Annotated in this window: 11 protein-coding genes; 1 reads left to right on the top strand and 10 read right to left on the bottom strand. The window is 66.2% G+C overall.

Annotated features, from left to right (window positions below):
* Positions 1-35: 35 nt before the first annotated feature.
* Positions 36-305 carry a 30S ribosomal protein S15 gene (rpsO, locus tag DFR67_RS23995; protein WP_084838559.1) on the bottom strand — a complete coding sequence of 90 codons (270 nt, stop codon included), beginning with the start codon at positions 303-305 and terminating at the stop codon, positions 36-38.
* Between the two features lie 188 nt (positions 306-493).
* Positions 494-1,450, bottom strand: a complete 957-nt coding sequence (locus tag DFR67_RS24000) for a bifunctional riboflavin kinase/FAD synthetase (protein ID WP_110472001.1) — start codon at positions 1,448-1,450, stop codon at positions 494-496.
* 201 nt (positions 1,451-1,651) lie between these two features.
* On the opposite strand from DFR67_RS24000, the gene DFR67_RS24005 reads away from it, so the two are divergent.
* Positions 1,652-2,326: a metal-dependent transcriptional regulator gene (locus tag DFR67_RS24005; protein ID WP_110472061.1), complete on the top strand. Its 675-nt coding sequence runs from the start codon at positions 1,652-1,654 to the stop codon at positions 2,324-2,326.
* 31 nt (positions 2,327-2,357) lie between these two features.
* On the opposite strand, the gene truB is transcribed toward DFR67_RS24005, so the two are convergent.
* From truB to rbfA, 8 genes are all read right to left on the bottom strand, one after another.
* Positions 2,358-3,287, bottom strand: coding sequence for a tRNA pseudouridine(55) synthase TruB (gene truB / locus DFR67_RS24010; protein ID WP_110472002.1), 930 nt, complete (start codon positions 3,285-3,287; stop codon positions 2,358-2,360).
* Positions 3,284-3,937: a 4'-phosphopantetheinyl transferase family protein gene (locus DFR67_RS24015; protein ID WP_110472003.1), complete on the bottom strand. Its 654-nt coding sequence runs from the start codon at positions 3,935-3,937 to the stop codon at positions 3,284-3,286. The genes truB and DFR67_RS24015 overlap by 4 nt, the downstream gene beginning before the upstream one ends.
* A complete protein-coding gene (locus DFR67_RS24020) occupies positions 3,934-4,926 on the bottom strand; it encodes a metallophosphoesterase family protein (protein WP_110472004.1) in 993 nt (330 codons plus the stop codon). The genes DFR67_RS24015 and DFR67_RS24020 overlap by 4 nt, the downstream gene beginning before the upstream one ends.
* Before the next feature lie 155 nt (positions 4,927-5,081).
* Positions 5,082-6,236: a DUF2235 domain-containing protein gene (locus DFR67_RS24025; RefSeq protein ID WP_110472005.1), complete on the bottom strand. Its 1,155-nt coding sequence runs from the start codon at positions 6,234-6,236 to the stop codon at positions 5,082-5,084.
* A gap of 13 nt (positions 6,237-6,249) precedes the next feature.
* A complete protein-coding gene (locus DFR67_RS24030; protein WP_110472006.1) occupies positions 6,250-8,856 on the bottom strand; it encodes a helix-turn-helix transcriptional regulator in 2,607 nt (868 codons plus the stop codon).
* A gap of 109 nt (positions 8,857-8,965) precedes the next feature.
* Entirely contained in the window at positions 8,966-10,369 is a 1,404-nt protein-coding gene (locus tag DFR67_RS24035) for an MATE family efflux transporter (protein WP_110472007.1), read from the bottom strand.
* A complete protein-coding gene (locus DFR67_RS24040; protein ID WP_110472008.1) occupies positions 10,366-11,340 on the bottom strand; it encodes a DHH family phosphoesterase in 975 nt (324 codons plus the stop codon). The genes DFR67_RS24035 and DFR67_RS24040 overlap by 4 nt, the downstream gene beginning before the upstream one ends.
* Positions 11,337-11,825 carry a 30S ribosome-binding factor RbfA gene (gene rbfA / locus DFR67_RS24045; protein WP_110472009.1) on the bottom strand — a complete coding sequence of 163 codons (489 nt, stop codon included), beginning with the start codon at positions 11,823-11,825 and terminating at the stop codon, positions 11,337-11,339. The genes DFR67_RS24040 and rbfA overlap by 4 nt, the downstream gene beginning before the upstream one ends.
* Positions 11,826-11,868: the final 43 nt, after the last annotated feature.

Consider the following 11,868-nt stretch of genomic DNA (forward strand, 5'->3'; position numbering starts at 1 on the left):
CGTTCAGCAGCCCGCCGTGGCGGGCCGGATCGTACCTATCGGCGCAGGCCGAGGCGCTCGATCAGCGTGCGGTAACGCTGCACATCGACCTTGGCCACGTACTTGAGCAGCCGGCGGCGCTTGCCGACGAGCAGCAGCAGTCCGCGACGGCTGTGATGATCGTGCTTGTGCTTCTTGAGGTGCTCGGTGAGATCGACGATGCGCTTGGTCAGCATCGCGACCTGAGCTTCAGGAGATCCGGTGTCGGTCTCGTGCAGGCCGTACTCGGCCAGGATGGTCTTCTTCTCTTCAACGGTCAGTGCCACAGAAACTCCTGGTGATGATGATCGCGTACGTATGTGTGAGAGAACCGGGCGATATTTGCCCACCGCCACCGTTCTCCAGGTGCAGCCGCCGCGAACCGCAGCACACACCAACGAGGAACAGTACAGCCGGATCGACCACGCGGCCAAATCGCTCGGCGACCGAACGTGCGACCGCGAACAGCAAGGTGCTACGGCAACAAGGTCCGAATCTGCTCGACATCGGCTGCGATGTGATCGATGAGCACCTGGACCGAATCGTATTTCTCCTGCGCCCGGATCCGCGCGACGAAATCGACCGCCACGTGCTGGCCGTACAGATCCGCTTTTGTGTCGAGGACGAACGCCTCGACGGTCCTCGTCCGCCCCGAGAACGTCGGGTTCGTTCCCACGGAGACCGCCGCGCGATAGCTCTCCCCCGGTTCGACCTGGCCGACCACTGGCCCGGCGCCCAGCACGGTGAACCAGGCGGCATAGACCCCGTCGGCCGGGATCGCCGAGTACATCGGCGGCGCGACATTCGCTGTCGGAAAGCCCAGCTCCCGCCCTCGCCCGTCGCCGCGCACGACGACGCCTTCGACGCGGTGGGGTCGACCGAGCGCCTCGGTCGCCGCGGCGACATCACCCGCGTCCACGCAGGATCGGATGTAGGTGGACGAGAAGGTCACGGCGTGTTCGGCCAGCAGTGAGACCGCCTGCACCCCGAACCCGAACTTCTCGCCGAGAGTCCGCAGGACCCCGACATCTCCCGCCGCCTTCTTGCCGAACGTGAAGTTGTCGCCGACCACCACCTCTTGCGCGTGCAGCCGCTCCACCAGCACCTCGTGGGCGAAATCTTTCGGACTCTGCGCTGCCAACACCGCGGTGAAAGGCATCACGCATAAGACATCGATGCCCAGTTCCTCGGCCAATTCGGCCCGCCGGGTCAGGGTGGAGAGCTGCGGCGGATGAGTACCCGGACGCACCACTTCCGCGGGATGAGGGTCGAACGTCATCAGGACCGCAGGTACCCCGCGCTCGGTCGCCGCTTTCGTGGCCGTCGTGATCAGCTGGGCGTGGCCTCGGTGGACGCCGTCGAAGACGCCGATCGTGACCACGCATCTGCCCCAGTCCGCGGGGATATCGTCGAGCCCTCGCCAACGCAACACATCGGTAAGCCTACGACCACACCCCTGCGGCCGCGACACTGCCGCACCGGAGCAGCCCCTCCGATCGCGCCGGTGCTCGATCACCGGCGGTTCCCCTGCGCGCCCGATCCCCACTCCTGGCCACCCGAGCCCTAAACTCGAAGGGTGCCGCCATCAACCGATTCCTCGGACGCCGGGAAGGTAACAGTCGACACCGCAGGCTTGAAGGCGCTGGCCGAACTGTCCTCGGTGACCCAGGACTATCTGAAGGTGATCTGGACCGGACAGGAATGGAAGCCGGAAAAGATCACGACCAAGATGATCGCCGAGAGGCTCGGCGTCTCACCGTCGACGGCTTCCGAGGCGATCCGAAAGCTCGCCGACCAAGGTCTGGTCGTCCACGAACGCTACGGGTCCATCACGCTGACCGAGACGGGCCGGATGGCCGCCGTGCTCATGGTTCGCAGACACCGCCTGCTCGAGACGTTCCTGGTCCGAGAGCTGGGGTACGGCTGGGATGAGGTCCACGACGAGGCCGAGGTGCTCGAACACGCCGTCTCCGACCGCTTTCTGTCCAGGCTGGATGCGAAACTCGACCACCCGACCCGCGATCCCCACGGCGATCCGATTCCGGCGCTGGACGGCTCGGTGCCGACGCCCGAGGCGAAGGTGCTGGCCGACCTCGACGCCGGCGTCAGCGGAACCGTCGCCCGGATCGCCGATTCAGATCCGGAGATGCTGCGTTATTTCGACTCCGTCGGCATCGCGCTCGATCGCACCATCGTCGTCCGCGAACGGCGTCCGTTTGCCGGCACGATCGAGATCTGCATCGACGGTGGGACCCCTATCGACCTGGGCGACATCGCAGCTCAGGCAATTTGGCTGGTGTCCGCGTGAGGGCCCCTGACGGTCCCTGACGATTCGGCGATCACTGCCGCAGTGTCGCCGGCCGCACCACCATCACCGACGACGCGCGTCTGCCCTTCTCCTGGAGCAGGGCGATCGTGTGGCCGTCCGGATCGATGGCAGCATATGTTCCTGCCATCCCGATGGGCTCGAGCCAGCGCCCCTGGCTGATCGACTCGGCTTCCTCCGCACTGATGTTGCGATGGGAGAATGCGAACTGCGCGGCATCGTCGATCCCGAGACTGACCGCGGGATCGTCGGCCAGTTCGGTGAGGGTTCGCGCCTCGGCCAGCGTGAAGGGCCCGACTCTGGTGCGGCGCAACGCGATCAGATGACCGCCGACTCCGAGCGCAGCCCCCAGATCTCGGGCCAGTGATCGAATGTAGGTACCAGCCGAGCACTCGACCTCGACCTCGATATCGGTGAACACACCTGTCCCACCGCCGTCCCACGGGGTGAGGGTGATCTTCCCGACCTCGAAACGCGAGACGGTCACCGGGCGGGGCTTCAATTCGAAGTCCGCGCCGTCACGGGCAAGCGCATGGGCGCGTTTGCCGTCGACCTTGATGGCGCTGACCCGCGCCGGGATCTGGCTGATGTCGCCGGTGAGGGTGCGCACCTGCGCTGCGATGCGGTCGTGATCGAGCGCTGCGGAGTCGGTGCGGGTCAGCACCTTTCCCTCGGCGTCATCGGTGTCGGTGTCGGCCCCGAGGCGGATGGTCGCGGTGTAGGCCTTCGTCGTCAGTGACAGCAGCCCGAGCATCTTGGTGGCTCGTTCCACGCCCAGGACCAGGACACCCGTCGCCATCGGATCCAGGGTTCCCGCGTGACCGACTTTCCTGGTCTGCAGGAGCTTTCGGCACGCGGCGACAACGTCGTGGCTGGTGACACCCTGCTCTTTGTCGATGACCAGCAGTCCGGCACCGTCGAGTCCGGACCTGGGCGCGCTCATAGTGCGATCACGGCGATGACCAGCCCCGAGTCGATAAGCCACCGACCATCGAAACCGAGCAGCGGGTCGCCGCCGTCGACGGTGGTGCCGTCGACGAGTAGTTCGGTGCGGAAGGTCCCCGCGAACTCCTCGGTCCGTTCGAAGGTGATGTGGGCGTCCTCGAAACCCAGCCAGCGCTTCGTCAGCGGGAACCAGGCCTTGTAGGTCGCCTCCTTGGCGCAGAACAACAACCGGTCCCAGTGCAGATCGTCGCCGCGGGTGGCGAGAACGTGGCGTTCGGGTTCGACACTGACGTGTTCGAGCACCCCTTCGGGCAGCGGACCGTGCGGCTCTGCGTCCATCCCGAGGGAGCGGACCTGCATCGCGTAGCCCGCGATGGCGGCGCGGTAGCCGTCGCAGTGGGTGAGACTTCCTACCACCTGCCGCGGCCAGAGCGGTTCGCCTTTCTCACCGCGCATGATGGGTACCGGGTCGATTCCCAACTGACCCAATGCCTCTCGAGCACAGTTCCGGGTGGTGACGAACTCCTTGCGGCGCTTGTCCACTGCTCGGGCGATGAGACCGGCCTCGGCGGCCAGCGGCGCCACATCGGGCATCTCACCGAAGGATTCAGCCACTGCGACCCCGCTGGGCAACAGCTTCTCGATCATGGCGTCCCGTCTCGCTTCTGCTCCCGCTCCGCGCGGCGTGCTCTGGTGTCCTCGCGTTTCTTGGCCAACTTCTGGGCGAACTCCTCTGCGCGTTCTTTGTAGTCCGGCGGCAACTCGAACCGCGCACCGTGCTCCGGAAGATGCTCGGGGCGAAGTCCCTCGTCCGGCGCGATCTTGCGAAGCAACGGGTCAGGCAATCCTCGGCGGCTCCACTCGCGCGGGTAGCCGACCGACACCTCCTCGAACCGGATGTCGTCGTACCAGGTGGTCCGAGGGATGTGCAGATGACCGTAGACGCAACATGAGGCGTTGTAGCGCTGATGCCAATCGTGGGTGAGTTCACTACCGCACCACAGCGCGAACTCGGGGTACATCAGCGTGTCCGTCGGTTCCCTGCGCAACGGCCAGTGGTTGATCAGCACCTTCGGCTCGGCAGGGTCGAGTTGGTCGAGCCGCTTCCTGGTCTGCTCGATCCGGGCCCGGCTCCACGCGTCGCGGGTCTGGAATGGCTCGGGCGAGAGCAAGAACTCGTCGGTCGCGACCACGTTGTTCTCGCGGGCGACGGCAAGGGCCTGCAGCTTGTTGACGGTACCTTTCGGCCGAAAGGTGTAGTCGTACAACAGGAACATGGGGACCACCCGGACCGGTCGCGAACCGTCACCGGCATCGAACAACGGATAGATGTCCTCGGGCGTCACCACACCGAGGTCGCGGCACATCTGCACGAGGTAGTCGTAACGTGCCACCCCGTAGATCTGCATCGGATCCTTCGCCGTGGTGTAGAGCTCGTGGTTGCCCGGAGTCCAGATCACGGTGTCGAACCGCGCCTTGAGCCGGCGCAGCGTGTCGGAGATGTCGTCGGTGCGCTCGCTCACGTCACCCGCGACGATCAGCCAGTCGCCCTCCTCTGACGGGTGGATGCGGTCGATCACCGATTCGTTGCCGCGGTGCGCGACATGTAGGTCACTGATCGCCCACAATGTCGCCATGACGTCAGATCCTTCCGGTAGCCCCCTCCTGCATTTCTACCGGGGTGGTCAAATCGGCCGACTCACCCGCACCACAGATGCACACCGTTGCGCCACAAACACTCGTTCAAACATGTGTCTGTGACGCAACGGTGTGCATCTGTGCGTCGACCAGGTCAGTCGACCTTCTCCACGCGCGCCGAGGGGTCGAGTCCGTGGTCACCGAGCCACTGGATCCACCAGCTCACGTTGACGGCGCTGGGTTCACCCATGTCAGCTGCGTCGGTCCAGCGCCGGTGGGCACCCGAGGCGATCGCGACGCCCCAGTCTTCGGCGCTCGACTCCAGCAACCGGCGGTCGCCGCGGAACCGCCAGATCGCCGCCTTGGGGAATCTCCGGAACTTCTGCTGGCCACGGCTGAGGGCATTCATGACTCGGTAGGCCAGGGTGAGCGAGTTGTGCACCACCAGTGGCGACGACCGTTGCCCTTTCGCCAGCCGTGCGGAGTCGATCACCAGACCACACTGCTTTGCTTCGCCGACCATCCAGTTGAGGACGAGATCCGAGAGCGCGCTCTCCTCATATCCGCCGCCGATGTCGGTGTGGACGCCCTCGAACCACACTTGCTTCACATCGGTGAGGGCGTTCTCGAGTGTCCCGTCATCTCCCCGGACCTGTTGCCAGATGCACGGAGCGAAGGTCCGGCGTTGTTCATCGATGGCCAGCGCCTGCCGCGCACACTTGACCCTTTGATTGAGGGTCACGTCGTGGAATTTGTACTTCTGGCGGGACAGGCCCGGGACACCGAGCGCACCGACGGTGTCGAAGACCCCGAGAAAACGGATCTCGATGTCCTCATCGGAGTAACAGGAGGTGGCGAAGTCCTCTTTGGCTCGGCGGAAGTCGGGCGAGGGTTCTTCGTCCGGACGTGGGCGCCCGCGGTAGAGCGAGATCGCGGATCGGAGTTTGTTGTCGGCGAGACCGTCGGGGGTCAACAGCCCGATGGCTTTTGTCATACCGACCAGAGAGCGAGCCGTGTACGCGCCGCGGCTGAAGCCGAAGACGAAGACGGAGTCGCCGGGTTCATAGTTCAGCGCCAGAAAACGGTAGGCGCTGACGATGGCCGCATCCAGGCCGATGCCGAACGCGCCACCCAGGATGCGTTCTGCCGCAGTTGCTCCGGTACCCACCCCGCTTGTGTAGAAGACGATCTGCATGTTGCCGCCGGCAGGCGTGGTCTCGATGGCACGTGCGATCTTCTCGATGTTGGAGACATACTGGTCGTCGGCGCGTTTCCACGTTCCGTCGCAGCAGATGATCAGATTCTTCATACGCGGGTCGCCTTCAGGTCTCTCGACTGCGTCCGGACAGCAGGGTCGCCAGATCGGCCCTGTCGGTGAGATCGAGCTTGGTGCAGGCTCGGTAGATGTGCCCTTCGACGGTGCGCACCGAGACGGTGAGCCTTTCGGCGATGGACCTGTTCGACAGGCCCGCCGCCACCAGAGTGCCGATCTCACGTTCCCGGGCGGTCAGCGGCAACGGATTGGCGGCGGCGACCATCGCGGGTGTGCGCAGCCCCCCGCACATTGCTGCGAGTCGGTTGGCCCGCGCCGACGAGGTGGCTAGCGCGGCCCTCTCGCCCGCACCGCTGTGCGCACTCGCGGCTTGGGCAGATGCGTCGGCCGCCGACGCGATTGCGCCCAGCTCCTCGAACTCGGTCGCGCTGCGATCGAGAAAGGCTCCGTCGCCGGAGGCCACCGCTGCGGCATGCCGGGCGTAGGCACCGACCAGCACACCGTCGACTCGCCCCATCAGATCGCTGAGCCGAGCGGTGACGGTATCGTCCCCGAACCGGGCCGCCGCGTGCAGCGCTTCGGCTTCCACGGCGAACTGACCGGCCACCGAGGCACTGTCCGCCGCGAGTCGGGCACGCGCCGTCGCCTCTCCTGTCACCCCCTGGGACGCGGCGACCCAGGCCGCCGCGAGTTCCAATTGCGGATCGAACACGGCCACATAGCGTCCGGTGCGTCCGCGGGCGTCGGTGAGGACGCGCTGAGCGGCATCGGCTTTGCCGAGGGCGGCGTACGACTGGACGAGTCCGATCTGGGCCGGAAATCCCCACGCGGCACCTGCAGTGGTGTCCAGGGCAGCGAGGCTCTGTTCATATCGGGCGGCGGACTCGCGCAGCCTGCCCCGGGCGAGGTCCACGGTGCCCATCACGATGTTGGCCAGCGCCCAGCCGAGGAATTGTCCGGCGGTGGAGAACGCGAGATAACGTCCGGCGCGCTGCTGCGCGACATCGAACCCACCGGTCAGGGTCAGGCCCAGAATCTCGCCGAAACCTGTCGGGAAGCGGAGTAGTCCGTCGGTCTTGGACTCCACCGCCTGTCCTCGTTCGGCGAGCGCGGCGACCTCGTCGCCCCGACCGGAGAGTGCGCGCGCCAGACCACCGCTGAAGCATGCCCACTCCACTGCCCACGGGCTGGCGCTCGGCGAGTCGAGGACCACCTGAGCGCGCCGCAACCCTTCCTCGAGCCGACCTTCGAACAGCGCACACGCCGACGACATCCCTTCGACCACCAGCAGCAGGGCCGGGTGATCGACCCGCGAGGACACGAGTTCGAGGACCTCGTCGGCGCGATCGCTGTCCCCCATGGACCAGAAGAGATTGCCGACACGGGTCAGGCCCCACTGCACCAGTTGGAGCTGATCGAGTGTCGCCGGATCGAAGGCGGTCAGCACAGCGTCGGAGTCCTCCGCACGGCCCTGCCACAGCAACGCCCTGGCGAGAAGATCGGCGGCCGCCAGTCCCCCGCCACCGGTGAGCGCCGCCTCTGCGAACCGTTCGCCCAGCGGGAGATTGGCCAGGGCGATCGCGTCGTGCGCCGCTGCGCGGAACAGCTCGACATCGAGACTCTGATCGCTGTCGAGTGACAGCTCCGCCAGCCGGATACGCTCGGACGCCGTGGTGACGCCGTCCGCGAGCAGCGCGGTGACCAGCCGGCCGCGCAGACGTCTTGCCGATGCGATCCCGAGTCGTCGACGGATGACGTCGCCGAACAGTGGGTGCGTGTAGTGGACGTCGAAGTGTTGTCCGTCCCGCGCGACCCGGATGAGGCCACGGGCCTCGGCGTCGTCGACGGCCGCTTCACCGGCGAGTTCGCACAGCACATCGAGGTCGAGCGGTTCGCAGAAGGTGAGGAGCTTGAGTACCGACAGGGCGTCGTCGTCGAGCTGTTCGATTCTGCCCTCGAGGAGCGAGGCCAGTTCGGAGGTGACCGCCGCTCGACCACGTAGCTGCCACACCCCTCGCACCTGTCGCAAGGCGCCCGACTCGAGTGCACCCTCCACCAGGTGATGGAGGAACAACGCGTTGCCACCGGAGGCATCCCAGATGACGTCGGCGCTCAGGCCCTCCAGCCGGCCCCCGAGAACCGACTCGATAAGTTCGAGGCTCTGGGTCTTGCTGAAGGGTGACAGCACGATGCGTACGAGATGGCGGTCTTTCCACAGCGACGTCACGGCATCGGGAACGGTCTCACCGCTGCGGACGGTGGCGATGATGCGCACCGCCCGGTCGATGGCGAGCTGGTGGAGCAGGGTGGCGGACAGTTCGTCGAGCAGGTGTGCGTCGTCGACGCCGATCACCGTGTCTCCCCCGGCCAGGAGCGACTCACGCGCCGCCGACATGAAGGTCACCGGGTCGGTGGCGGTGGTCGGTCCGACCAGGTGCGCGAACGCGCCCAGGGGGATGCTGCGCGCCGATTCGGTCCCGGCCACCCACCGGACCTGCCCGGGCATCGATCCGGTCGCGTATCGGGCCAGTGTTGTCTTGCCCACGCCGGGGTCACCGGTGAGTACCACTCCGAGATCGGCCGTCTCGGAATCGAGAGCCGCCTGGATCGTCCTGAATTCCAAATCGCGTTCGATCAACGGCCATGTGCGTGCCACGCAATGATTCTAGGCTGCCCACGCAAGCCGAGGGAGATGAATAACTTTAGTTATCCTCACGAAATCCATTGCGCGCCAATGGCGGAACTGCCGAGGCCGACCCTCCGAGTCAAAGGCCTTGCACCCCAGCGTCATCCGGCGCAGGGTTGGCAATGGTCGTCCATTTCTCGCTGCGGATCCGCCAGACAACCGTGAGCAGTCGCAACACCATGAACAGGATCAACCCGCTCCAGATCCCTGCCAGGCCCCAGTCGAACAGGAGCGAGCACCAGATCATGGGCAAAAAGCCGACAAGGGCACTGACGAGGGTCGCGTTCCGCAGGAACGCCGCGTCGGCGCTGCCGAGGAGCACCCCGTCGAGCGCGAAGACGACACCGGCGATCGGCAGCATCGCGACAAAGAACCACCAGGGAGTACCGACTGCCCGGAGCACCTCGGCGTCGCCGGTGAAGATCTCCGGGATCACCACGCTGCCCGCTGCGAAGATCGCCGCAAGTCCGATGGAGACACCCAGCGACCACACCGTGACCCGTCTGGTGACCCGCCACGCCGCCGGGATCGCCCCTGCACCCAACGCGGCGCCGACGAGCGCCTGGGCCGCGATCGCGAACGAGTCGAGCAGCAGCGCAACGAAGTTCCAGAGCTGGAGCACCAACTGATGCGAGGCCACGGCGGCGACACCGAATCGGCTCGCGACCGCGGCTGCGGAGAGGAAACAGATCTGAAAAGAAAGGCTGCGGACGATGAGATCGCGGCCCAGCACCAGCTGCATCCGGATGATCGACCACTGCGGGCGCGAGCCGCCGGCAGTCGGGTGCTGTACGTTCTCGCGCCAGACCCGGACAGCGAACAGAACACCCGCGATGCTCTGGCCCACCACGTTCGAGATCGCGCTGCCCTCGAGCCCCAGCGCCGGTGCACCGAGTAGGCCGTGCACGAGCACCGGGCACAACACGGCCGAGACACCAAGACCTATGACGACGTAGATGATCGGCCGCCGGGTGTCCTGGACTCCGCGCATCCAGCCATTGCCCGCCATGGAGAGCAAGATCAGCGGCACGCCCCACACTGCGATGCGCAGCCAGGTGGTGGCCTCGGAGGCCACCTCTCCCCCGCCGGTGAGTGCGCTCAGTATCCAAGGGGCGCACACGCCGACAATCGCCACGATCACCGCGCCGACCCCGAGCGCGATCCAGCTCGCCTGCACCCCTTCGGCGACCGCGCCCGCCCTGTCGCCCTTACCGAACTTCTGTGCCGACCGTGCGGTCGTGCCATACGAGAGGAAGGTCAGCTGCGTACTCACCACCGACAACACCAGCACTCCGACGCCCAGCGCAGCAAGATCGAGACCACCGAGCCGTCCGACCACAGCCAGATCGAGCATCAGGTAGAGGGGTTCGGCCACCAGCACCACGAGCGCGGACAACGACAACCGCAAGATCCTGCGACTGGTCGGGTCATAGCTGTCGCGGTCGTCAGCGGCTGTCGACGACGCGTTCGGCGTAGCGCTCACACCGAGCGCAACAACTGTCCGACCACCTCGTCGGCCGAGCCGGAGGCACTGTACCCACACGCCAGTCGATGACCGCCGCCGCCGTGGGTGCGTGCGATCGGGACCAGATCGACCTCGGATTTGGCGCGCATCGACACAGTCCAGTCACCGGGTGAGGCTTCCTTGAACACCACGGCGACCTCGGCCTCAGCGGTGGTCCGGACGATGTCGACCACGCTTTCACTCTCTTCCCAACCCAGTTCCCGGGTCGAGCCGTGGTCGACGACTGCATACACCAGACCCCGGCCGTCGAATGCCTCGGAGACCAGGACCGCGGACTCGAGTGCAGCCGACACCATGGAGAGCCAGGCGAAACGATGGGTGTCGAGAAGATGGCGGGTCCACGTCCGGCCGTCGACGCCGAGCTCGAGGAGCCGAGCCGCGATCCGGTGTGACTTCGGCTGTGCCCATTTGAACGATCCGGTGTCGGTGACAACCCCGGCGTACAGGCAGGTCGCCACACCCACGTCGAGTGGCACGTCGAGCGCGTCGATGATCGCCAGTGCCAATTCCGCGGTGCAGTCCGCACCCGGATCGACGAGGTTGACCGTGCCGAAACCGGCGTTCGACGCGTGGTGGTCCACGACGATGGACTCCGTCGCCGATTCGAGCACTCCGGCCAATGTGTCGAGCCTGTGGATGCTCGCACAATCGACGGCGACGACTACGGGATACCCGACGACGTCCTCCGGCTCGATGAGCAGGTCGGCTCCGGGGAGCGCTGCCAGCGCGGACGGCAATCGGGTGGGACCGGGAAAACTGACCTCGACCACCGTGCCCCGGCTGCGCAACGCCCCCGCGATGGCGAGTCCGCTACCGATCGTGTCGGCGTCAGGACGCGTATGACAGAGAACCGTGACGTGATCGGCCGCAGCCAACACGTCTACGACAGAACGCAGCGCGACGGCTTCGGCGGCCTCTGTGGTGTTCACCGTTCGCCAGTGTCCTCTGCGGCGCCCTCGGCCGAATCCTCGACGTCATCGGCCGCCCGCGGTTCGCGATACGGATCCGGGTCACCGGCCGGAGCGGCGTCGCGCGCAAGCCTGGCGACTTCCTCATCCTGCAATCGCGCGCGCTCCAGCAGTTCTTCCATGTCGCGGGCGGTGTCCGGCACCTTGTCAAGCACGAACGACAACGTCGGGGTGAACCGAACACCGGTACCGGCGCCCACCTTGGAGCGCAAGATGCCGGTGGCCTTCGCGAGACCGGCAGCGGCCGAGGCATAGTCGGGCTCGACGTTCAGTGACGGGCCCATGACGGTGTAGAACACAGTCGCGTCGTGCAAGTCGCCGGTCACCTTTGCGTCGGTCACCGTGACGTAGGCGAGGCGTGGGTCTTTGATCTCCTTGGCGATGGCCGAGGCGACGATCGAAGAGATCCGCTTTGCCATCCGCTGTGCCCGGGCGGGATCTGCCATCTCCAGCTCACTTCCTTGTTCAAGACGTTCGCCGGTGCCCCTG

Source organism: Williamsia limnetica (assembly GCF_003217475.1).
GTDB classification, from domain to species: Bacteria; Actinomycetota; Actinomycetes; order Mycobacteriales; family Mycobacteriaceae; genus Williamsia; species Williamsia limnetica.